This is a genomic window from Anaerovorax sp. IOR16 (assembly GCF_017168145.1).
Taxonomy (GTDB): domain Bacteria; phylum Bacillota; class Clostridia; order Peptostreptococcales; family Anaerovoracaceae; genus IOR16.
Genome location: NZ_JADQTL010000009.1, coordinates 759447 through 785072, shown reverse-complemented (window position 1 = coordinate 785072; position 25626 = coordinate 759447). Strand labels below are relative to the sequence as shown.

Annotated in this window: 19 protein-coding genes; 1 reads left to right on the top strand and 18 read right to left on the bottom strand. The window is 33.0% G+C overall.

Translation table 11 applies throughout. The features are described 5' to 3' along the window. Positions 1–206 precede the first annotated feature (206 nt). From I2490_RS07470 to I2490_RS07435, 8 genes are all read right to left on the bottom strand, one after another. On the bottom strand, positions 207–956 hold the full coding sequence (locus tag I2490_RS07470; RefSeq protein ID WP_206459110.1) for a hypothetical protein: 750 nt from the start codon (positions 954–956) through the stop codon (positions 207–209). A gap of 19 nt (positions 957–975) precedes the next feature. Further along, the gene (locus I2490_RS07465) at positions 976–1899 is read right to left on the bottom strand and encodes a DUF4352 domain-containing protein (protein ID WP_206459109.1); all 924 of its coding nucleotides are present in this window, start codon (positions 1897–1899) and stop codon (positions 976–978) included. An 18-nt stretch (positions 1900–1917) separates the two neighbouring features. Continuing rightward, positions 1918–2733 (bottom strand): TIGR00266 family protein, encoded by an 816-nt coding sequence (locus I2490_RS07460; protein ID WP_206459108.1) that lies wholly within the window; start codon positions 2731–2733, stop codon positions 1918–1920. Between the two features lie 182 nt (positions 2734–2915). Further along, positions 2916–4478, bottom strand: a complete 1563-nt coding sequence (locus I2490_RS07455; RefSeq protein WP_280634195.1) for a sensor histidine kinase — start codon at positions 4476–4478, stop codon at positions 2916–2918. A 77-nt stretch (positions 4479–4555) separates the two neighbouring features. Then, complete coding sequence (locus tag I2490_RS07450; protein WP_442859719.1) at positions 4556–5812, bottom strand: IS256 family transposase; 1257 nt, start codon at positions 5810–5812, stop codon at positions 4556–4558. A gap of 48 nt (positions 5813–5860) precedes the next feature. Beyond that, positions 5861–6094, bottom strand: a complete 234-nt coding sequence (locus I2490_RS07445; protein WP_206459106.1) for a hypothetical protein — start codon at positions 6092–6094, stop codon at positions 5861–5863. Between the two features lie 11 nt (positions 6095–6105). After that, entirely contained in the window at positions 6106–6741 is a 636-nt protein-coding gene (locus I2490_RS07440; RefSeq protein WP_206459105.1) for a response regulator, read from the bottom strand. A gap of 2 nt (positions 6742–6743) precedes the next feature. Beyond that, positions 6744–8060, bottom strand: coding sequence for a hypothetical protein (locus I2490_RS07435; protein WP_206459104.1), 1317 nt, complete (start codon positions 8058–8060; stop codon positions 6744–6746). A 233-nt stretch (positions 8061–8293) separates the two neighbouring features. Here I2490_RS07435 and I2490_RS07430 point away from each other — a divergent pair, with 233 nt between their 5' ends. Next, positions 8294–8662 carry a hypothetical protein gene (locus tag I2490_RS07430; RefSeq protein WP_206459103.1) on the top strand — a complete coding sequence of 123 codons (369 nt, stop codon included), beginning with the start codon at positions 8294–8296 and terminating at the stop codon, positions 8660–8662. Positions 8663–8819: 157 nt separating this feature from the next. Here I2490_RS07430 and I2490_RS07425 read toward each other — a convergent pair whose 3' ends face one another. The 10 genes from I2490_RS07425 to queA form a co-directional block, all read right to left on the bottom strand. Further along, positions 8820–9728, bottom strand: coding sequence for an epoxyqueuosine reductase (locus tag I2490_RS07425; protein WP_206459102.1), 909 nt, complete (start codon positions 9726–9728; stop codon positions 8820–8822). 333 nt (positions 9729–10061) lie between these two features. Continuing rightward, on the bottom strand, positions 10062–11525 hold the full coding sequence (locus I2490_RS07420; protein WP_206459101.1) for a hypothetical protein: 1464 nt from the start codon (positions 11523–11525) through the stop codon (positions 10062–10064). 207 nt (positions 11526–11732) lie between these two features. Further along, entirely contained in the window at positions 11733–12368 is a 636-nt protein-coding gene (locus I2490_RS07415; protein WP_206459100.1) for a hypothetical protein, read from the bottom strand. Beyond that, on the bottom strand, positions 12343–18366 hold the full coding sequence (locus tag I2490_RS07410) for an ATP-binding protein (protein ID WP_206459099.1): 6024 nt from the start codon (positions 18364–18366) through the stop codon (positions 12343–12345). The genes I2490_RS07415 and I2490_RS07410 overlap by 26 nt, the downstream gene beginning before the upstream one ends. An 807-nt stretch (positions 18367–19173) precedes the next feature. Further along, entirely contained in the window at positions 19174–20370 is a 1197-nt protein-coding gene (locus I2490_RS07405) for an ATP-dependent nuclease (RefSeq protein WP_245157109.1), read from the bottom strand. After that, on the bottom strand, positions 20339–20620 hold the full coding sequence (locus I2490_RS16615; RefSeq protein WP_245157108.1) for an AAA family ATPase: 282 nt from the start codon (positions 20618–20620) through the stop codon (positions 20339–20341). The genes I2490_RS07405 and I2490_RS16615 overlap by 32 nt, the downstream gene beginning before the upstream one ends. Before the next feature lie 459 nt (positions 20621–21079). Further along, positions 21080–22231, bottom strand: coding sequence for a 23S rRNA (uracil(1939)-C(5))-methyltransferase RlmD (gene rlmD, locus I2490_RS07400; protein WP_330634599.1), 1152 nt, complete (start codon positions 22229–22231; stop codon positions 21080–21082). A 76-nt stretch (positions 22232–22307) separates the two neighbouring features. Further along, complete coding sequence (gene metA, locus I2490_RS07395; protein WP_206459097.1) at positions 22308–23231, bottom strand: homoserine O-acetyltransferase MetA; 924 nt, start codon at positions 23229–23231, stop codon at positions 22308–22310. 124 nt (positions 23232–23355) lie between these two features. Then, positions 23356–24477 (bottom strand): tRNA guanosine(34) transglycosylase Tgt, encoded by a 1122-nt coding sequence (tgt, locus tag I2490_RS07390; protein ID WP_206459096.1) that lies wholly within the window; start codon positions 24475–24477, stop codon positions 23356–23358. Between the two features lie 96 nt (positions 24478–24573). Beyond that, the gene (gene queA / locus I2490_RS07385; protein WP_206459095.1) at positions 24574–25614 is read right to left on the bottom strand and encodes a tRNA preQ1(34) S-adenosylmethionine ribosyltransferase-isomerase QueA; all 1041 of its coding nucleotides are present in this window, start codon (positions 25612–25614) and stop codon (positions 24574–24576) included. Positions 25615–25626: the final 12 nt, after the last annotated feature.

The window sequence follows — 25626 nt, the reverse complement described above, 5'->3', positions numbered from 1 at the left end:
AAACCTATCTAAGTCTAATGGCTTTAAAAAATTTATTTGGATTAAAAATGTTGTTTTAAATATTCGTTTCCAATTCATTCAATTGTTACAATGGATCGGATAAATCAACTCCTTTTACTTTACCTTAATAATACAATACCACATTAACATCCATTTGTATAGTAAACTCTTTTCATTTAAATATTGTAAAAATATTTATTTTATAATTACTCCATAAGTCCTAGTACATCGACATCATAATTCATAAACTCAATGTCACTTGGTGGTATAAATAAATCATCCTGCATTTTTACATCTGTCTTAACATTTTTAACAACAAAGCTTGTCATTACCTGCCCATTCATTATCATTTCATACTTTAAAGGAATACAGTACTTAGCAGAATACCACATTTGTACAATTACATCACCCATACCCTCTTCTGATTGTGTTGTTTCTATGTATATTACGTCTTCACCATCAAGCTTTTCAACTCTAGCAACTACATTTTCTGAAGACTCATCAACCAAATCCTTAAAGCTTGGTACATCTGCTCCTTCCATATCTTCCGAATCCTCTCCATCTGCCATCAATATACCAGTCTTTTCACCTTCTGTATATTGATAAGTTTCCCCTTTTTGTGCATTATAAATAGTAATCTGCTTTCCCATATCACTCGTCAAAGTTTCGATTCTGCTATTTTCACCATTATAATATGTAGTTGCATTTGATGAAAACCCAGCACCTACCATTTCTGTTTCTGTTACCATATTCTTAGGTGGATTATATTGTATAGTAGCTAACAACTCCATTCCTTCAAGAGATGCATCTATCCCCTTTGTATCTGATTGTTGCTCCACCAACTCATTCGCCCCATTATTTTCTGTACTTTTTTCATTAGAACACCCCACAAAACTTGCACTTACCACAAGTAATGCCACCAACAAAAAAAACAAAGCATGTAACTTCTTTTTCATAATAATTTCCCTCCTTAAATTATTGCACACTAAATACAATATTAACTATCTTATCAAACTCATTTAAATCTGGTTTTACTGAAATATAAAAATCTCTTGTTCCGGTTTCAATGTAATAAGGAACCTTACCTGTTACCGACGAATTTCCATTGATTTCAACTGGCAGTGTTACATCTACATGTCTAGGATCAAGTTTTAAACCATTAGAATTATATGCTCCTAATAAACTAAACCCCATCATAAAATTTTGTAAATCTGACTTATTATTTTTAATAGTAAATTCACAAACCAATAATTCTTTGCCATCTTTATCACACGGTTCAACGTTAGCGCTAATCAATGTGATATCAAATTGGTCAGACTTAATAGTTGTTCCTATTCCATATTTACTTGTTACACCACTGCTTTTAAAAAGTTCATTAAATGTCTTATTGATATCGCTCTGTAACACAGTGATGGCCGGTTTATAATTTTCATAATTTTCTCCAATATGTAAGGTAAAGCTTTCATCTTTACTATCAGTAATTTCAAAAGCCACCTCCCCCATTATTTTATTATCTGGTGTGATTTGTCCTTCTAAGCTTACTTCAATATCTGCAAACAAGTCCATCGTATATTCCTTACCACTTTCTCCATACAATTCAAATCTATCAATTGTATGGAACTTTATATCACTAGAACCATTATTGTATACTTCAATTTTTAGAATTAAATATTTAACACCATCACTATATTCATTTGTTTTAACACCAATGACATTGTAGTTTAAATCCCCATATTCAAACTCTTCACCACAAGCAACACCTTTTGTTTTTACATTCTTTTTATTGCTAATCTTATTATTACCATCTATTAGTTCTTCTGAGCTGTTTTCTCCTTTACAGGCAGTCATACATGTCATTAGTAAGCAAGCTATAATTAATAAAATAAGTTTATTTTTCATTAAGAAGCCTCCTTAAAATTAATCTCTACCAAATAAATTAGTAAGCCCTGATAACTCTTCAATAGGGTTATTTAACCCTTTTGTCTCTCCTTTACTACCCTTTCCTCTAGCGGCAGAATAAATGCGGTCTGCCATTCTGCTAAATGGCAAAGATTGAAGCCACACTGACCCTGGACCTCTAAGGGTTGCTAAAAATAAACCCTCTCCTCCAAACAATCCAGATTTAATATCTCCAGTAAACTGAACATCATAATCTACATCTGATGTCATTGCAACTAAACACCCCGTATCAATTTTTAAAATCTCTCCTGGCTGTAGATTTTTTTTAATAATTGTTCCACCTGCATGCAAAAACGCCATACCATCTCCCTCTAACTTTTGCATTATGAAACCTTCGCCGCCAAAGAATCCTGCACCAATCTTTTTTTGTAAATGAATATCAATAGATATCCCTTTAGCAGCGCACAAAAAAGCATCCTTTTGACATATTAATGAACCACCAAATTCTGATAGATTTGCGGGAATTATTTTACCTGGATAAGGTGCTGCAAAAGACACATGTGCCTTTCCTTCCTGCATATTAGAAAACACAGTCATAAAAATACCTTCACCGGTAATAGCTCTTTTTCCAGCACCAATGATTTTGCCCATAAGCCCCTTCCCTTGGTTTTTCTCACTACCATCTCCAAAAATCGTTTCCATAACAATTTTCTCATCCATATACATCATTGCTCCAGCTTCTGCAAGTACGCTCTCTCCACCATCAAGCTCAATTTCAACAAATTGCATATCATCTCCATAAAGTTTAAAATCAATGTCATGTACTTTTGTCATAATAATAATAATCCTCCTTTTAAATATATATTTATTTTAATCCTCCGAATTAGAATATGTAATATACCATTAGTCACTTTTGTAGTGACTTTAGTAACTATTTTTCCCCGGATATATTCAAAGGTCATATTTTCTTAGAAAAATAGACCCAGTATTAAACTGAGTCTAAATAATTAAAAAGTTTATTTTGGAATTATAATATTACAGGAAAAACCCTCACCACTACTGCTTATATACTTGGCTTTTCCTCCTATAAGTGCAAGACGACTATCTATTCCAGTCAGTCCATTTCCTTTAATAAAATTACTTATTCCTATACCATTGTCCATCATTTGAATAGAAATACTTTTATCTTCTATGCAAATAGAAAGTAGTAAGTTACTTGCTTTAGCATGTTTCAATGTATTTGTTACAAGCTCTGTAGAAATCTTCTTTAAAATATCAAAAGTTTTTTCATCTAGTTTTTGTTCATTACCTCTAATATAGAAATTTACTTTAATCCCGCTTACTTCTACAATCTTTAACATGCGTTTCAATTCATTTTCTAAAATTGATGTATTATATATTATTCCATTCCCTTTCTCTTTCAGTTCCTTCATTTCCTGAAACCCGTTTTTTATAGAAAACTGTGCCTTTTCCATGCTTTCAAATGCTCTATCCCTATTTTTATTATAAAATAACTTTGTCACTTCAAGTAATTTCATTGTTACAACTAAGGAATGTCCTATGATATCATGTAATTCTCTAGCAACATAATTTCTCGCACCAATATGCGACGTTTGTTTTAATAGTTCTATCTGAGACTGAAGCTTTTTATTTGCCTTTTCTAATTCTTCATTTTCTTTATATAATTCATTCTTTGCAATTTGATATGATGTAATATCATGAAAAGTTATAATATATCTATCACTCCCAAATCCTTTTAAAATGCTAATATTATATTTATAAAACCTATCCATATGTTTAATTATTTTATCTTCTATATCTAATTTATTATAAAGCTTATATTTATTTACTAACTTTTCAACTTCAATATAATCATGACTAACATTAAATTTTTGTTTTAGATGCTTATTCATATAAAGGATTTTTCCTACTGAATCTATAATAAGAATAGAAGTATCAAGTTTTTTTGTTACTTCATGTTTCATAATTGGAGTAAGATCAAAAAATTCATACTTAAAAGTAGCATATATAAATAATAGTAATGACCATGTATAAACTATCGGTGTTATATCAAAAATTTGGATTTTTAACATACTAAATAAGGCTTCAAGAGTTCTAGTGATATATATAAAATTTAAAACAATGGGTGCTAAAATTGCAAAAAATATAATATTTCTTTTTAATCGACCTCTCTCTTTCAACTGTTTTTTAAATTTACTACTGCATAATACCATACCAATAAACATAAACAAGTAGTTTATTACCATATGAAAATAAAATAGTTTACCAAATTCATCACTCCAAAAACAATATTTGCTATAAAACAAATAATGATATGGATTAAGAAGAATAATAATAAACTGTAACATCGCTATTGTATATATTAATATCCTTATCCATTTTTTTAATGGATTTCCCTTATTATATATATAAGCAAAATCTAAAAAACTAGCCTCGAGTAAACATATCCCAAAATAATAAAATACAATAAATCCCCATCTTAGGGACAGTTTCAAGTTTTGTGTAAACTCAAAAATCTGATATAAGATATGTGAATAGTTACTTAAGGGCAGAGTCAATTTTGGGATTCTACCCTTGTTTGCATTATACAATGATTTTTTTGCATGTCAATAAAACTTGCCGAACAAGTTGTTTTTTAGAAGTTGAGATTTTTTAGTCTTTCCTCAAAATAAATCTCTAACTGGGAATATATCCGTCCCCAGTCCCTACGATATCCTGTCCACTTTTTTGTGATATCTATCGTTGCCAGATATAGCATTTTTAAAAGGCTATCGTCAGAAGGAAAAATTGTCTTGCTTTTTGTTACTTTACGAAGTTGACGATTAAATCCCTCAATGGCATTTGTGGTATAAATAAGCCGCCTAACAGCTTCAGGATATTTAAAATAGGTTGCTAAAGTTGACCAATTATCATGCCAAGATTTATAGATTTTCGGATATTTTACATCCCATTTTTCTTGAAACAACTCCAATTCATTTAGGGCTAATTCTTCTGTTGGGGCAGTATAGACTCGCTTCAAATCAGCCATCAGAGCTTTCAAATCTTTGTAGGATACAAATTTAGTGGAGTTACGGATTTGATGAATAATGCACTGCTGTATCTCTGTTTCAGGATAGACTGCTTCAATTGCTTGTGGAAATCCACTTAGTCCATCAATACATGTTATTAAGATATCTTTTACACCACGATTTTTTAGCCCATTCAGTATAGAAAGCCAGAATTTAGCATTTTCATTTTCACCAACATACATACCTAAAACGTCCTTTCTACCATTCATATCAATTCCCAAAGCAATATACACAGCCTTTTTTCGTATTCTTCCTTCACTACGAACGTGGAAATGAATTGCATCCATAAAAACAACCGCATATACTTCTTCCAAAGGACGTTCCTGCCATTCCTTTACAATCGGTATAATTTTATCAGTAACTCGGCTAATCGTACTGTCAGAAATATCAATGTCATATAACTCACGCATATGGGATTCAATATCATTTGTAGTCATACCTTTTGCATACATGGAAAGTATCCTTTCTTCCATATCTTGCGTAACGGTATTTTGATATTTCTTGATAAGCTGGGGTTCATATTCTCCATTACGGTCACGAGGAATAGCAACATTCATATCTCCATAGTTTGTATGCATGATTTTAGAAGAATATCCATTCCGACTATTGTCGGTTTCCTTATTCCGATAGTCATATTTTGAGTATCCCAGTTCGTCTTCTAATTCTCCTTCCAGAGAACCCTCCAGTAATACAGACATCATATCACGCATAACAGAATTGACATCTGTACCATTTTTGATAGGAATATCATTCTCTTTTAAGTATTCCTGCATCATTTTTCTGATTGCTTGTTTTTGGGGTGATTCTTTTCTTCTTTTGGGCATAAATAAAACCTCCAAACTGATATATTTATCTTACATCAGTTTAGAGGTTTACACAAACTTTAGGATACTCCCCCATCTTATGCCTACGGTTGGAGAAACTGTCTTAAACACCTTACCAACGAGCCATATTAACATAGAAAGTTGCACCAAAAAAAATGCCTTAAGCGAGGCATTACGATTAGCCTTCATATATAAAATTGCAAATACTATTATATTAACTAATATAGCTATAAAATTCCAAAGCGTAATGGTTGCAACTTCTATTTGTTTCCCGTATTCCATTGATATATCACCTATACTATTCCATTTTCAATTGCAAATATTGCTATTTGCATCCTATCAGACATATCAAGTTTCTCTAGTATTTTGCTTACATTATTTTTTATAGTGCCTTCTGAATAATTTAAAGTACTTGCTATTTCTTTATTACTGCACCCCTGAGCAATAAGTCTTACAATCTCAATTTCTTTTTCAGTTAAAATATCTTTATATTTTAACTTGTAATCACTGAAACCCTTAAATCTGTTAATCATAATTTCTTTCACACTTTTATGAATAACAGTAAGTCCACTATGTACACATTTTACAGTAAGCACTAAATCTTTATGACTGATATTTTTTACAATATATCCGTCAGCATCAGCAACAAAAGATTCCATTATATTATCTGGATTTTCAAATGTTGTAAGTATAATTACCTTTGTACTCTTATAATTTTCTTTTATTATCTTTGTTGCATTAACACCATCTAGCTGGGGCATTTCTATATCCATAAGTACAATATCAGGCCTTAACTTTTCACAAAGTTTAATAACTTCATAGCCATTACCTGCCATACCAACAACTGTTATCTCTTCATCATTATCTAATATATATCCGATAGACTCCCTGAGTAAGACTTGATCATCAGCTAATATTACTTTTATCATATTTAACCTCCATAATGCTGCCAATACGTATTAACGGCTTGCCTTACATCCTCTAAAATATTTCTATTATATTCAATTACTCGATCAACATAATTATCAAAGTCTTTATCATCTGTCTCTTTCTGTAAGTTATCTATCATAAATATTAGATTTTCCATATCACTTTCTTTCGATCTAATAATCTCATCAAGTAAAATATTTATCTCCTTTTCTTTTTCTAAGTGATAAACCACTTTAGAATAATTCTCAAGTTTTTTATTCGCCTTTTTTGATTTTTCTTTTTGATCTTCCAAAGACATTACTAAATCCATTAAAGGTGTAATATCCGAAATAGTAAAGATAAAACCTATGATTTCTCCATTATTCATTAAAGTTTTATTTTTATGTACAAAATAAAATATATCATTTCCTTTTGTAAATTGTATATATTCTTTGCCTAAATAACTTTCTTTTAATTCAATATTACCTTCATAAATATCCGTTATATTATTTATATTAATCATTTCTTCTTTTATAAATAAATCAGAGTTTAAAACACTTTTATTTTTATAAATTATATTTCCAAAGCCATTTGTAACAAAAATATAATCTCCAATCATATCGCCGATTTTATTAAAAGCTAATGTAGTAAGTCCAAATTCAGTTTCAGAGTACATGGAAATATTAAGTATTATAGAAAACATAAAAAATATCAAAAGCTCAACAAAATCTAAATATGAGTAATGAAATAAAATTGCTAGAAAATAACCTATTAATGGAATAACTAATGTTCCTAATATTATAAATGATATTATTGTGTTTTTATATACACTATGAATAGATTCTTTATGTTTAAATGTAAAAACCATGGCGACAATTTCCATACATAGGACTATGCTTAAAACAATAATATAAAACCTACTATACTGAGCAAATAAAAATACATAGGATATAATTAATAACCTTCCTTTTGTTAGAATTCCTAAAACTAATAATGTGATAAAGGCTAACGTCATTATCCATCTAAATAATTTATATGGAAATCTAAATACCATAAGAACTTTTACATAAAGACAATATAATAAAATCCAGTTTAAAATGATAACCATAGAAAGTTGAAGGTATCTTAAAGAAAATGCTATTTCCATATTTGGTATCACGCACTCTATCACTCTAAAAATAGCAATATGAATAATACTAAGAAAAATAAAAAATATATATTTTTTCCCTTTATTTCTAAAATAGCTTATTACCATACTACCTACAGAAAACATAGATAAAAAAACAAGAATAATTATACTAAAAAATTGATAATAAGTATAGTATCTTCCATCACCCATCGATTCCTCCTTATTATATTATTTTCTTAATTATATACTAACAGGCGCAACAAAAGAAAATTTCTCCAAAATTTTATCTTTTAAAATAAAAATCAACTTTGCTTATGAAACCATTCAAACAAATTAACTAATCTATTCTATATTTTAAAGAAATTGCTTTATACAAAAAATATCGTGTTTTTTGTATAGATTTGCGGTAAAATATATATACAATTTTTAAAAGGAGTATTAATATGCACACAACACAATGGATTATATTTTTAGTGATCTTAATCTTAGCCATTATAGGTTTTATATTCTACTTACATATCAGAAGAAAAAGAATGTATGAAATGTTTGAGCAAGTTTTTGAATCATCCAAACAAGTTCCCAAACAAAAGAAACATAGTTTTCTCCTCTTTATGTTTAAAGAAAGTATTGTTTCTGTAAAAAACAAGAAAGCTAATCCCCAAAGTAGAATGAGTAACCCAAAATTCGTAGAATCACAACTGATACAAATGGAAAGGATTCTGAAAGATCCATCAAAAGTAACCGATAAAAATATGAAGCAAGCACTTCAACTTTATGATGCATACTTTAAATGGGAAAAATCAAAGTATTAAACAAGAACAGAAACCACGCGTCTAACGCGTGGTTTTCTATATACAAAATTAGAATATTTAGTTTTGTAATCTCTTCTATAGTATAGCCAAACATTTCTGCTCCGGCCTAATTGCATATCAAAATACCACCATTGACATTTTCAATAAAGATTCCATCTTATTTCCGTGATTGATTCACAATTACCGAAATATTTCTTTTAAATAAGTCAAAAGGCAATTGATAGCCTATCATAATGGGCAGTAATTTTTCATTGTACGTCGCTTCGTCCAATACGGAAAGCCATTCCATAGATACAAGTTTATTCATGTCGGAAGGATTATATAATCTACCGTATGGGGTATCTAGCGGTGCACGAATATGCGCCTGATTCCAAGTGCATGCATTTTGACAGATATCACATTCAAAAAAATAGTTGTCAAGTTTTATGCTATTGATTTCATCTTTTGATACATTTTCATTTTCAAACATATCTGAAAGACACTTTGGTCTTGTTAATATCTGTGGAGTTTCAATAGCATTAGCTGGACACACTTGAATACATTTGTCACAACCGCCACAAAAATTCTTGCTGATTTCATTATATTCGCCTATATCCGCATCCGTAATAATTGCTCCTAAAGCTTGGAACGAGCCATATTTTTTGCTTATTAGCATAGAATTTTTTCCAATCCAACCTAAACCAGCCTTCACTGCAGCACCTTTAAGGGGGATTGTCTTATCGTCACTTTCTCCATCCATTATTTCTGCTCGATACCCTTCACTTTTAAGCAACTCAATAATAGGATGCAACGGTTTAACTATATTGGCATAATATCCAGACAATACCAATCGACTCATACGTCCAAAGTCTTGATTGGTGTCCGTAACAAACTTTCCTATATAAACGGAAGTTAGAATTACAGACTTTGCCCCCTTCATAATGTCTTGTGGCTGCCTCCCCTTAAACTGACTTACATTCCCTACATAATCTTCTGTTAAATCATCTGCATCAATAAATCTGACTTCGTCAATTAGTTCTTTTACCGCTATCTCTCTAATACGTTCCTTTAATTTATTTTTTAGCAATTTATTAGGACCTCCTTTTTACTTTATTTTTATTTAAATAAAAACCAGAAATCCAATTCGATTTTTAGGCTTTGAGTTTTAAAATTTCTAGCTATTTTCTATTTTAACTAACCTATTGCTTCTTTTCAAGCAGGATTACGGCTTCAATGTGCCCTGAGTAGGCAATAATGATGTCGTAATGAGCTGGTGATTCCTTGGCGGAATATTTCACTTGCTATTCAAAATAGTATTTTGTCTGAATTCACCAAGCTCATTCTAGTATAAAACTGTAAATCATATGATTTATTATGACCTCTTCAGGTCAAACATTTTTAGTTTCACATAATATACAATCTAATTTTTCGTTCCTTCTATTGGTTCTGCAAGTAATATCAACGTTTCTTTGGGAACTCTATTATATAGACTTTCTTGTGATAAAAAAGATTTAAGATTATCTAAAGTAATTTCAATTTTCTCTTCACGTTTATTATAATTATCTAAAAAAACAAAACGTACATCACCATTTTTTCCAATCAAAACTTCTATATGTCCATGCATTAAGGCATTTCTCATTCTCTCAATAACATAACGCTGCAATGGGCTTTCATAAACATCATTATCTATAACATATTTATTTAAATTCTCTCTATTATAAGTAAACATTGAAACATTAACATCAGCATATTCCAGCTTTTTATAATCGTCGTCTTCAGTTCTCAAAGCAAAATTAACCGCCATAAGATAAGTGAAACCCAATTCAAACATAAGTTTGGCATTTTCATCTTCCTTTAGTTCCAATATTACTTCTTTCAATTGTTTTTTATACATCTCTACTTCAGAATTAGTAAAATTTCCGCAATTCTTGATTATTGAATATTGATACAACACATCGTTAAGATGTCCAATATGTACTAAAAAATTAGAAAGTTCAGTTTCAAAATCAAGTAATGTTTTTAATCCATAAAAGTATTCTTCTTTACAACTAAGTTTAAATTTCCTAACCAATTTATTATATATTGATATGTCTACCTTATCTTTTATTGGCACTTCTTTTATATTAAGTTTCTCTTCATGTTCCATAATAAAAACACATAATTTTTCTAAATCATTACATATATGAGCGAGTTCACTCATTAAATTAAAGTTGTACCCGTTATATACTTGCATACTTTCTTTTTTACATGTTATTTCATAAAAATTAAACTCATTTACCACTCTCCCTTTTTCAAAAGAGTATTTTGAAAAAAAAGTATTTTTAAATAAAATACCATAACTATAATTACTAAAAAACACTTTAACAAATTTATGTAGAATAGGTTCAAACACAATTCCCCAGTCGTTACGAATTCCTTTATGTTTATTATATAAATTATAATAAATCAATAAACCGCTCTCTTGTGACATAAAATGTCCATATTGCATATGTGCCATTGCATTTCTAATCGTCGCCACCTGATCCCATGGTGTTTTTTTCTTTCCATCTAAAGAATAGTAAAGATGTTCACCGTCAATGTGCGAACTTATTCTTTCATTTTTAATAAACTTAATGTAATCCTGTAGTTCTTTATCATTACAAATTTCTTCAAAAAAACCTTTATAGTCGTAGTAATCTTTGCAATAATGATTTAGTTTTTCTTTATTTAGCAGCAGCAAACAACTATCAATAAATACTCTAAATCTGCTGTAATCAAAACCCTTATGCGTTACTAACTCTTCTGTCTCAAGTTTATCTACTAAAGTTTTTATGTTAATTCCATCTTTATATAATATTTGGTACTCATTTATCAAACTTAGATTGTTATTCAAATAATTCTGCAATGCTATTCTCCTACTAATAGTATCTTTTTTATTTTAATGCATGGTATATTTTTCTCAATATTGTCACTCATGCTTTCCCCTTCACATACTTCATCTGATTTCACTAAAAATTGCTACCGTTATTTTCTAAATCAAATTATTCAGACATATTAATGAACTTTTAAACTGTATTGGATAATTAACCAATTATGTTTTAACTATGTTGGATTAGTCATTCAGCTTCCTATACTCAGACTTAGCAAATTCATTGAGTAAACTAATAACAAGTTCAATCCTTTCTATCCTATATTTAATATACTGGTTATCCGTATTATTACGTTCTTCAGATATCCCAGCGACCAGCCGAATAACTCCTGCATCTGGATCACCAAGATCATCTATAATATCAATCCACGGATTGTCATCCAAGTCCCTTACCTCACCTAATTCCTCAAAAATCATATCTTCAATAAGCCAATTGTTTACTTTCCTGATAATCTTAGTTTTTTCTGCTAGATCCCCATCTTCAACCGATCCACTGCCAATAAAGTTGATAATATCAACCCCAAATTCATTACTAACCATTCTATTAATCCTCTCTAATAGCTGCTTATACTTCTCAAGTGGATTCCATCCTGAATTATAACTCCGGTGCTTCCAAAATTTCATAATAGCATCTGAACACTTCTCGCCTGCTATTTGCTTCTCTTCATCAGTCTTTGCAATCTCATACCTATGCATTTGCTCAGCAATATAAGTGATCATCCACTTATTCATTACATCATAGTCATCCTGAAGATTTAGCTTACATGTAATCAACTTACCTAATGCTTTTATTTCATCCTTCATCATTCCACCATCCATCTGCATCAATCACTTTAAAAGCATGGAAGCAATGCGCTTCTCTTCCATCATCACTGCTATATCTATCTTCCACTTTTCTTCTATCAATTTTGACATTAACAATTAGGGCTTTTTCTGTCTCTTTACATAAGTTTATTAATAACTCTTCTTTTGCAATTAGCCGGGTATTCGGCTGAAAATAATCATCATTATATTGTCCCAAATTCTCTACCCAGTTTTCGATGTACGCCATAACCCTTCCGTTATCTGCTTCAGTCCATTTATTCCTCAATTTATTCACTGTAAGATCCAACATACTAGCATATGATTCCTTAATTTCATAATCAGGATACTTCGTTCCTTTTGCCCATGGATCATGTTTATCAAGTTCTGAGTATGAATTTCTTTGAATTATCCAATTTTCCATATTAAACAGCTCATCGGTCTCTTCATCAAAATCATCGCTGTTCCCAAGATAATAATCGTGAGGCGGTAGTTCCTCTAAAGTTACCATTAAACTGAAAATCATAGACTTATCTACCAACGCTGTATCAACCGTAACAGTCTCTCTGAAGCCATTTCTTTGATATTCCCAATAGCCATCTACACAAACATCTCCATTTATACGCATATTTTGATATAGGTAGTCCTTATCAACTCCAATTAGCCAAGACTCATCAATACGGCTATTCATCCAAGCCGGAATTCCTACAGGTGTAGGTGTTCGCCCGTCAAACAGCATGAATCCATCCTCTCTATATAAGTAATTTCTTTCGAGCCATGCCATATACGGGTTAACTGCCTCCTCATAATAATCATCAAGATATAACGTTTCATTCTTAAGTAATCTTCCTGCTATCACAAACATACCATGATACGAGAGATAAAATGATATTCTTTCAGCAGAGGGAAGCTCTCCATGAGATGTATGAGTTCTTAATTCATACTTTGAACTTCTGAAAACGTCATTGCGTTCATCATGTATCCATCCGTTTTCATCTGGTTTCAACTCTAGTGACTCTCTTACATAATTGCCAATCAACATCTCAAGGTGCTTTGTTGGAATGTTAAATATCCTCTCAAGAGTATTAAGCCAATAACGGTCAAAATCAAATGCAACATGGAACCTCTCAGCACACTTAGCTAGTTGCTCGTATCTATCAGACATCTTTGTATTGTTGTGATTACCTATAAAGGCAATCTGCTTTGGACTAACAAACCACTTCTCTGCTACTGCAAATTCTTCTACTGAGAATAAATCTGCTGAATACTCTCTTAACAAATTAATAATTTTAAACACAGTTAATTGTATCAACCCATGTGAATAACCTTCTTCAAAATATGGTGCAAATATATGCTTTATCCCGCAAAGTTTATATGGTTGTTCCAACGCAATTCGTTGTAATGCGATCAGCATATATAACTGATAATTCATCTCATAAAACAGAAATTTCTTACCAAGAAAAGCATCTGTATCAGCTGAAATAATAGTCTCTATTAGTTCTTTCACCTGTTTTTCATCAGAAACCATGCAAAATCTTACTAAACCATGTACCGCCATCCAATGAACTTCACTATCCGGCGAACCAAGAGATGCCTTAAAAAAAGATCCATATGCTTCATCAAATGTTCCAGTAGCAAGGCTTGTATCATCTACGATTCCATCTGCAAAGTTAATATCGATATCTTTCTCCATCGTTTGTAGAGCTTTATCAAGTAATGTAAGTGATTTATCTGGTAATTCAATCATGCTTCCTATCGATGCTAGGTCATAGTAATCTGACGCTCCAAATTCACTATAATTAGTTTTATATGCTTCAATGCACCCTGTATATATTTGATACCATTCTTGATCAGACCATCCAGACCTTTCTTCAAGAGGTCTACGATAGTATGATGATAGGATGTCTGATGCAAACGTTCGACCAAAATCCTTTAGTATATCAAGCCAAAATCTTAAGAAACTCCTGCTTCTTTTCCATATGTTTGGAATATTGGTAAGTATTCTTGTAACACTCCAAAAATCATTTGTGAATGTTAACACTTCTGTCAGAAAGTCACCATACATTGGTAACGGAACTTTATCCATTAGGCGCTGCCAAAAATAGTCATTATTTGAGTTAAGTCCTTCCACAGAATTTACATATCCAAAGGCTCTTTTCAAAGACTCAATTCCATCATAGCCCCAATCTCCAAGTAACGAATCAATTTCTGACTCACTTATTGTTTTATATGTGCTGCTTGAATTCAAATTAAGAATGCTATCCTCAATCCCCGGATAGGCTGGCATCTCAAATTCAGGTAACAGCCCGAAGAGCTCTTTCAGTTCCTCACAATTTCTTCTGCTGTACCCTTTTAAACCTGCTATTCTATTAACTTGGCGAGCTATTTCAACTTTTTTTGTATCTCCGGCCAGTTTCATAGCTTCTTTAGCAAGTTTTATAACGTAGTACTCACTGTCAGGAAAGAAACCTGACATTCCCCAAATCTGTTCTGAGGAAAGTATTTTCTTATCAATCAGTGATTCGATCACATGTTTCAGTTGGTCTTCAACCCAACCAACATTTCGTTCTCGCCATCGACTTATTGCAGCCATTCCTTGCACCGGAGACAGTAATGTGGTAATTCTCATTGCTTCATTTCTATCCCAATATTTCTCACGAACTACATGCTCACCAACAAACTCTGCAACTCGAACAAACCTATAAGCTAATTTCTCCTCATCGTTATAGGCATCTGCAGCTCTTCTGGCAATAGATGAAATCGTGCTCCATTTATTCGGAAGATCATCACCAAATCTTTCATTTTCATTCACCGCTTCTTCAAAATAAATCCTGGCTTCTCTATGGCTATAACCGAGAAAGCTTCGAACCATTTGCATCAATGTTTCGACTCTCTCGTATGGTTCACTGAAATCATTTACTATCATCTCATGGATGCTAAACTCAAGTTTTTGAATTATGGTATAAAAATTACTGGTATGCATTAGGCCCCGCATCAATGCTACTCTATCCCGAGGCATGCCATACCTCTCCTTCTCAATAACTTCATTATAATAGTTCATAGCCTCTGCCTCTATTTCCCAATGACACTTTAGGAAAATATCAGCAGCCACTACGTATCTCTCTTTTTCAATGCTATTAAATCTACAATACTGCCCTTCGTAAGAAAGACCCGATAATCGCCTGCAATCCAAGACTTTCTCTGTAATATTATTGGATTCTTCTAAAATTATTTTTAGCCGAAGTTCATACCAAGGATATAAAGAATTGAATATGCCTTTTACAGTGTCCTTATCTTGATAATATCTCCTCTCTGAATTTTTAGTATTAAAATATTCATGATCAAAGAAATTAAATTCTGAATCAAGGTGTTTTTTTATTGCATATGCTCGTAAATAAATTGCTCGTTTATAATTGTAGAAGTCTGATTTAAAGTCTGAAGGACCAAACTTCCGCAACAGCATATCTATTAATTTCTTACACAAATCTGTTTCTTTATTCGAAATCAGTCTTTCACAAAATGTTACTATTGCCAACATAGGCGCTGCTTCGTCTTCATTTAGCATATAGTTATCCGAGAAATCAAACTCCTCGATTTGCAATATAGTAGCAATCCTATTAATAACATCCTCATCTGGGTATAATCCAACCTTATCAAACTCTAAAACTATGGCTATAAATGAATACACATCATCTGTTACTTTATCTAAAAATGTAAAACCCTCATGCATAGCAGACAAATCAATTAAATAAGATGCCAACTTGCGTGATATCTTGAAACGAAGTTCAGCAGGTGACCATGATTTTATATCATTTATTGCTTCTTCAAGCCCAAATATGTTGTATGTAGTAAGTATAAATGCAAATATATCATCATCAGTAAGTCTTCCGTTGAAATCTCTATCTTCCCGTTTCCGTTCTTCAAAATATACTTGAAGAAACTGTCTCGCATTTCGTAAATAAATTCTCGCTTCAGGAGCACCATCTTCTGTACCTGACAATAATAGCGCTGTATAGAGTTGATCTGATCCTAGCCAATCCCCTCGCAATTTACTTTTATATGCTAGTTCTCTAAGCGGTTCTTTAGACAGGAATTTATGAACAATATCAAAATGTTCTTGATAAAGAGAATAAATTCTGTTGTTGACCTCACCTTTATCACCAGCCATCAAGCCAAGAGCTATCAAATTTTTATAGCGATCTGCATTGATTGCTGCTCTAACCGCAAATCTCAATCTTGTATATTCAACCTCTCTTATGTCTGCCTCAACCATTTTAGGGAGAAATTTCCCCTCTAGGACTACGTCAATCATCTTGTCGTATAATCCAATACTAATATACAATTCTGGTAACGATGCAGCAAGATAGATGCTATTTTCAGTAAGAGGTTCAATCCTTGCTATAAACGCTTTTACAAGTTCATAGTTCCCAGAGAATGTTTTCTGAAACCAATGCTCTGTTGGCTCATCTCGAAAATGGAGATGGTCATCAGTGATTATTATCTGTGCACCCATTTCTGAAACAAAACTCTTGATAGCTTCATCACTTATCATTGCAATTGCAGAGAAATCGCTTAACGGTATATCCGGAGGCAATACTGCCAAACCACAACATAGCGAATTTATTTCCTCCATGTACCTATCTGATAGTTGATCACTAATTCTATTTTTAGCCTGCTCCAATAAATGTTCTATCTGATCTTCTGCTGTTGTCGGAATCGGGCCAAGTCGATCTAGAAATTCCTTCAAACTTTGGGACTCCTGCATAGCAATAGACATGACTCTTGGTATTCCATTGGTAAGTCTATGAACCTCTTCAGCAATCAATGTATTAATGCCAGGGAACTTTGATGAAAGGTATCGTTCTGTTTCTTTCGCTGTGAATTCAGCCATTCTAAATGTAATTACATCTCTTGGTGCTTTGAGCATATGCTCTCTTTCAGGCCTACACAACATAACCAAAATACACCCTGGCGGAAGTCCCTGTTGAAGTAAATCACTCGGAAAAGCATACTGTTCATTTATCTCACCAGCCATCTCCGCATTATCTGCTGCATCAATAGCAATGACCAATTTCCCGTTTGGGTATAACGCTTTATGCTTTCTAATAGCTTCAGAAATTCTTTCGTGGAAAGATTCTGATATCCAATCCGGATCCTTATCAACTGGTATAAGAGGTTCACAGTAGCCTAAATCTGCAAGTTCATTTGCAATCTGCACAAGTGCATCCTGATGTCTATGCCTAAACATCAGCCTGTTTCTATATGTACCATTGCCAAAGCAATCATAAATAACTGTAAGGTGCTCTTCACCGAGCAAATCTGATAACATACCAGTGAAGATTGATTTCCCAATTCCACCGGTTGCTGTAATAATCTTTGGTCTCTCATCTTCGCTAATAGCTTTAGCAAGTCTTACATATTCATCCCTTTTTACCGTTCCATCAAGTTTCTCAAAGCTTGACGGTGCAGGGTATAAATGCTTTTCCGAACTGCATCCAAACTGATTAAGGACGATTTCTTTGGTTATCTCGCTCCTATTATTTGGTAATACTCTGTCCCAGATCATATTTATTAACTTGTTAACTATATCAGTGTTGTTTACACCTGTAATCAGTCTTGCTGTATCACCTACTAGGCTATAGAACTGTTCCTCGTAGTTCCCTTCACCCCCTTGAAGAATAAGGCAAGAACAAAAGGCTTTTAACTCTAAACCACTAAGTTTTGTATAACGAACCAATTGATCCCTAATACGTTTATCTGCTACATCCCCATTTGCTAGTTTCTTTATTGCAGTTAATAGTTTGTGGTCAATTCCTCTATTGGTTACTACCAAATACTTAACTTTTCTTTTTCTGGAATCCGTTGCATGAAATTTGTATCTTTTAGAGAACCCCTCTATTGTCTTTCTTAGAAGGCCAAGTGTCATATGCGTATCTGAATGAGCTTCTGAATGTTTCATTTGATAATAATCAACGTACTCAGTATTATCTTCCTTTGAATATACGGTCATATCCATAACGCATTCACCTTTTTGCTCTGAATCCTTTGATTGCTCTATTGTGACTGACGTTATTGAAGATTCAGGTTTGATCATGTTTAGACAGAACCTAGCTGCCCATCTGTAATGAAAGACATCTCCAGCCCTCGACATTCTTATTAAATCATGCTCCACAACTTTATTTTCCTCTACCATGATATCCCCCTAAACGAAACTTCAACTTTTATCTATACTCACTTTATTCAATTCATTCACCATCAGTTGACCAATTCTTAATAATAATTTTAAAACATATTTCGGTTATTAACTTTTTTGCCTCATCATTTATTAGCTCACTAATTTTATTTATTTATTTTTTGAATAAGTGTATATTTGTATTCGCTTTTAAACTTTTTTAATCTTTGTAATAGCTTTTTATTACTAATATCTTCAGGCATATATGTTAAAAGATGTATAACTGTGGTGCCTTTTCTGTTACATGCCTACGAAGATGCTTTTGTTTTTCAGCTTTTATAGGTTCCAAGTAATCTTTAAGGTATTCTTTAATTTTGTGCTAACTTTCTTCCATGATCTGATCTAGAGAAACATCACTCACCCAATAATTCCTCTTATCAGGAATATTGAACGATAACCTACTCATATCAATACTATTATCTTTTTATAAGTTTTGGTATACTCAAGGTTGCTATCTGGGAATAATTCTTCTGTTCATCTATAAAATAAACTTATGTATGTCCTCAATAATCATATTCCTTATTTTCAAATAACTTTCTGGGTATGATTTTTTAGGAATATTGTCTAAGATAGATAATATTTTATCTATTTTTATTCATTCCTCGCCTTACCTGAACAAGTTAAATCCATCTCCAAACAATAGTTCATCGAAAGTATTTTGAACTGTTTAATATATCCAAAAAATTTTCTGTATCCATCTTTGTGGTTATCCACTAACTTTTGTTTTGCAATTGAAGTGTTAAAGATATCCTCCAGAATATCATCATTCTTTATCTCATCACTGTAAATGGGCAATCCAGTTGATTGTGAACGACTATCTTCCAATACATTATTGTTTATATATGGAAAAAAATAATCTCGATCAACAACAGTAATAAATGGTATACCCAATTCTTTAAGTAAGTAGTACGGATATTTTATATTCTCAACACCACCTGCATCTAAAAAACTTACGTCAGCAATTTTATTTCCTATTTCAGAAGCAACTAATTTTTCCATTACTTGACAATCATTTTTACTTTCTCCTAAGACGACATATTTTGAAAAAAAGAAATCGCTATTTTTATAATTAAAATATTGATAATGCTTGAATTCTTCAAGACTATACTTTGTCCAAAAATCCACTGGAATCTGACTAACTATAGTGATAAATCCTCTTGATGATTCCGAATTTCTACGTATCAATAATATGTCATCATGTCCAAGTGCATCAACAAGTACCGTTGAATGTGTAGTAAAAATAGTTTGAGTTTCATTACTGTGTAACTTCTCTTTTAAAGACATAATAAATCTCTTCTGTGCTTGTGGATGAAGGTTCGTTTCAGGTTCTTCTATCCCTAATACAATGCTTCCATTATTAAGCAATGCATTTGCTCTATGCATTGCTATTACTGCCAAACTTTTGGTTCCGCTCCCCCATTCCTGTAAAAGATAATTCGACCCATATTCATTTAATGAAATTTCAATTCTGTCAAGTAAAAATGTATAATCTAAATCACTTGGAAAATTAATTTTAAAGTCCATGTTACGATTTTGCATATATAAATTATTGATTTTATTCTCTAACTTAGTTAATACAGTATCATGGATTTTATTGGTTGCCTGTCTAACATGGCTTGAAATTGTATCTCTATTTTCAGTATATTGAGCAGTATAACTAGTTATTAATTCTTTTAAAATTGAATTATCAGACCAAGTAATATCTTTATTTGTCCTTCCCGCAGGGATATAAACATACATAATATCCTTAGACAACTCATGTAAAAAACTTTTCATATAATTTATCATTATAAATCGCTTTCTCTGGAATCTCAGTAAAAGTTATTGAAATATATGTATTGTTTCTAGGTGCATATTGATGCTTTTTACTGATAAAACTATTTTCTTCAAATTCATAATTTAGTACAGCATTTATTGCTCGTAGTACAGCTGTTTTTCCTGCATTATTTTCCCCTACAACAGCTGTAATATCATTGATCCTGAAAGTAGCCTTTTTTATAGATCTAAATTTTTCAATTTTGACTTCAGATATTTTCATTCTTGTTATCTCCTAACTGTAATAAAAGTAAAATTAATTTTTAAAAAGCTGACTAAAAATTGGTGCTCTGTTTAATACTTTCTATAGAAGTTATGCTAATACCTCAAATTTTTAATTATAGTCCTATTTTATAAAGACCTTCAATTTACATTATAATTTCTTAATAATTCTTTTTATTATAACATTTTATATCAAAATTTACATATTCTCATTAAATTGTATCACTAATATTCCTAATAATATTTCTTAAAAAATGCTTTATTATATATTTCCACCTATTTAAAAGGGCAAAAAACCATTATTTCTACGTCCGGTTTTTGCCCCAAATTCACTCTAAAATCACATACCTTGTGATTTCTCTATTAAGCTATCTTTTTTCCAACAAACAAACGCACTCAGCAGTCGGTTGTTGCCAATCGTTTTGCTCTTGGACAAGCCTTGTATGAGACGTACCTCTACTTACTTCGTAAGCAGGATTACGGCTTCAATGTGCTTCGTATGAGGGAAATTATCAAATGCTTTGCCTATTTTAACTTCATACCCTCCAAGCCTTGCCATATCAAGATTTTCAGCCAGTGTCTTCGGATTGCAGGAGATATAAACAATTTGTTTTACCCCATAGTTTAGTATTTTCTGCATCGCTTTTGGATGAATTCCAACGCGAGGAGGATCAACCACGATCACATCCGGTTTCTTATCTAAGGTTTCTAAAACCTTAAAAACATCGCCGGCAATAAACTTGCAATTCTCAAGACCATTTTCCTTGGCGTTTTCTTTCGCCGCTTCTACGGCTTCCTCAACAATTTCAACGCCGATGGCTTCCTTAGCGCGAAGTGCCAGAGCCTGTGTAATGGTCCCAGTTCCGCAGTAAAGATCAAATACAGTCTTTCCTTCTACAGAATCAATCAATGCAATGGCTTCGGAATAAAGCTTTTCCACTGCCAATACATTAGTTTGAAAAAAGGAAAACGCACTGACCTTAAACTTTAAGCCCATAATTACCTCATTATAATAGTCGCGTCCGTATAGAACTTCCAAACGATCACACTTTACAGCATCGGCAATACCATCATTATAAGTATGCAGCACACCTACCAACTCATTTTTTAAAGGCAAACCTTGCAAACAAGCTACATAAGCAGCATCATCAAATGGCACTTGTGATGACGTTACAATATTTACTAATAGTTCATTGGTATGTTGTCCTTTTCGTACAACTAAATTTCGCATCAACCCTTTATGTGATTTTTTATGATAAAAGCCATAACCCTTTTCATTGCAGAAATCCAAGGTTGCTCTTAATACCAAATTAAAATCGGAATCTACCAACTGGCATTCGTCTACGGTAATGATTGACATAAAGCGACCGCGCTTGTGCATTCCTAAAGTCATCGGGCCATCCTTCACCTCATCACCAAAGGTGTATTCCATTTTGTTTCGATAGCCATACTGCAATGGGCTGCCTTCAATTCCTAAAAACTTTTGCGGCATAGCATTTTTATTTTCCAAAAGGCGAACAACTTCCTTGCCCTTTAAATTCATTTGTTCTTGATAATCCAATTCCTGATAAATACAACCGCCGCAATCGGCATTGTGTTTACATATTTCCACTCTCATACTCCTTCTATAAGATACCTTATGTTAAAGTAAATGATTGCAACTCAATTTATATTTGAAATATTATTCTTTATTTCATTGCATCCAATTTATTTAAATCATAAGGAGTCTCTTGATATACATAATTCAGCCAATTTGCAAAAAATAAATTTGCATGACCACTCCATTTTACAACAACTTTTTTCTTCGGATTGTCATCTTTGAAATAATTCGCCGGTACCTCTATGTCCATTCCCTTTGCAATGTCTCGCTCATATTCCAGCTTTAAGGTATCCCAATCGTATTCTGCATGACCCTGCACAAAAATCATACGCTTATTTTTTGTAGACGTGATATGCGGGCCTGCTATTTCAGATTCCGCTAAAATTTTCAACTCCGGAACCGTAAGAATGTCTTCCTTCTTTACTTGTGTATGCCGAGAATGCGGAGCATAAAAGATTTCATCAAATCCTCTGATCAGTTCAGATTTTTTATCCTTTACCACATGAGGAAATACGCCGAAAAGTTTTTCTGAAAGCTCATACTTTTGAATTCCAAAATGGTGATAAAGTGCAGCCTGAGCACCCCAGCAAATGTGCATCGTACTAAACACATTGCCTTTGGTATAATCCATAATTTCAGAGAGCTCTTTCCAGTAATCCACTTGCTCATACGGTAAGGTTTCTACCGGTGCCCCTGTGATAATCATTCCGTCAAAACGTTGGTTTTTAATTTCCTCATATGTTTTATAAAAATTCTCTAAATGCTTAGAGTCGGTATTTTTCGATTCGTGGCTACCCATTGTCAGCAGATGTAAATCCACCTGCAGCGGTGTATTTGCAAGCAAACGAATCATTTGTGTTTCTGTGACTTCCTTTGTCGGCATTAAATTTACAATTGCAATACGCAAAGGGCGAATGTCCTGCTTTTGTGCCCGATGCTCATACATGACAAATACGTTCTCTTCTCTTAATGTTTTATAAGCAGGTAATCCTTTTGGTACTAATATAGGCATAACAATCCTCCCTTTTCTTTTGCAAATTATAGTATTTCGATATCTTTAAAACTATTTTATATTTTAATGATACTATTTTTATATCTATTATTTTTAATATTACTGATCGCTGCCAATTTTTTTATTAAAACTTACCGTAAGCATCAAAAAATTCTTTTTTATATTCAAGGAATCGTCCTTCCTCGATAGAATTTCGTATGTTTTCCATTGTATGCACCAAAAAGTGCAGATTGTGATTCGTCAAAAGCATTGCCGATAAAATCTCATTGGATTTAAACAGATGACGTAAATATGCCTTTGAGTAATTTCGGCAAGTATAACAATCACAATTCGGATCAAGCGGTGAAAAATCTCTTTCATATGCAGCATTCTTAATGACAACACGTCCCATCGATGTCATCGCTGTTCCGTTTCTTGCAATTCTTGTCGGTAATACGCAGTCAAACATATCAACACCGCGTTCTACGCCCTCAAATAGACAATCCGGACTTCCCACTCCCATCAAATAACGCGGTTTTTCCTTTGGAAGATAATCTACACAATAATCAAGGACTTCGTACATCAGTTCTTTTGGTTCTCCAACACTCAGACCGCCAATGGAATAACCTGGAAGGTCCATTTCCACGATTTGCATCGCACTTTCATACCGTAAATCCTTATACATACCCCCCTGCATGATTCCAAACAAGGACTGCTGTTCTACATTTTTATGCGCTTCCTTACAGCGAGCGAGCCAACGTGTAGTACGTTCTAATGAATTCTTAACATAAGCTCGATCTGCAGGATATGGCGCACATTCATCAAAGGCCATCATAATATCCGAACCCAAAGCATTTTGTACCTCCATCGATTTCTCCGGTGTAAAGAAATGCTTGGAACCGTCAATATGGGAACGGAATTCTACTCCTTCCTCCTTAATCTTACGCAAGTCTCCTAAACTAAATACCTGAAATCCGCCGCTATCGGTTAAAATAGCACGATCCCAGTTCATAAATTTATGCAACCCTCCGGCTTCTTTTACAATTTCATGTCCGGGACGCAAATAAAGGTGATACGTATTGGATAAAATAATCTGTGCTCCCAATTCCTTCACCTGCTCCGGACGCATCGCCTTTACTGTAGCTGCTGTTCCAACCGGCATAAATACCGGAGTTTCTATATCACCATGAGGTGTATGCACTCTTCCCCTTCTTGCCTTGCTTCGTTCATCCGTTTTCAGCAATTTATAGGTAACCGCATGTTTCATCTTTTAACTTCCCTTTCTCTTTTGACAAACATAGTTATCAAAAATCTTTTATTCTTTCATTCGTTTATACTCACAAATTTCATTCTTACTATTGTATTATTCGATAAACATCGCATCTCCGTAACTGAAAAAGCGATACTCTTTTTTTACTGCATCTTCATAAATTTTCATCATCTTTTCTCGATCATACAAAGCTGAAATCAGCATAAGCAACGTTGATTTCGGCAAATGAAAATTAGTAATAAGACAGTCAATGACCTTAAATTGATAACCCGGATAAATAAATATATCCGTATTTCCGTGGCCTGCTTTTATAAATCCATTCTCATCCGCCGCACTTTCCAGTGTTCTTGTTGACGTTGTTCCCACCGAGATAATTCGACCTCCGTTTTTCTTTGTCTCATTAATTAACTGTGCATTATCTTCATCAATGTGGTATTCCTCAAAATGCATTTGATGCTCTTCGACCACATCGCATTTAACAGGGCGGAACGTACCAATGCCAACATGAAGCGTAACATAAGCAATGCGTACGCCCTTTTTTTTCACTTTTTCCAAAAGCTCCTTTGTAAAATGAAGACCCGCTGTCGGTGCTGCTACCGAACCTTCTTCTTTACTATAAACCGTTTGATAGCGATCCTTGTCCTCTTCTTCACTTTTTCGATCGATGTAAGGAGGAAGTGGAATGTTTCCGATTTCATCTAGAAGTGCTAAGAAATCACCGTCATAATGAAATTGTACCATTCGAGTTCCATCTTCTCCATAACCTAAAACTTCTGCTTCAAGCTGCCCGCCGCAGTCTCCTGTAAACATAACGCTATCTCCAGGATGCAGCTTTTTTCCTGGCTTGACAAGCGTTTCCCAGATATCTCCAGCTTTTCGTTTTATAAGCAAAAATTCAATTTTTGCACCTGTATTTTTTTTCACACCAAACATTCTTGCAGGAATGACCTTGGAATTATTCATGACCAAACAATCCCCAGGATTTAAATAATCAATGATATCATAAAAATGCTTATCCTCGACCGAGTCATTTTTTCGATGAACGACCAAAAGTCGAGAGGCATCCCTTTTATCTGCCGGATGCTGAGCAATCAGTTCTTCGGGTAAATGATATTCAAAATCGCTTACTTGCATATAATATTTGCC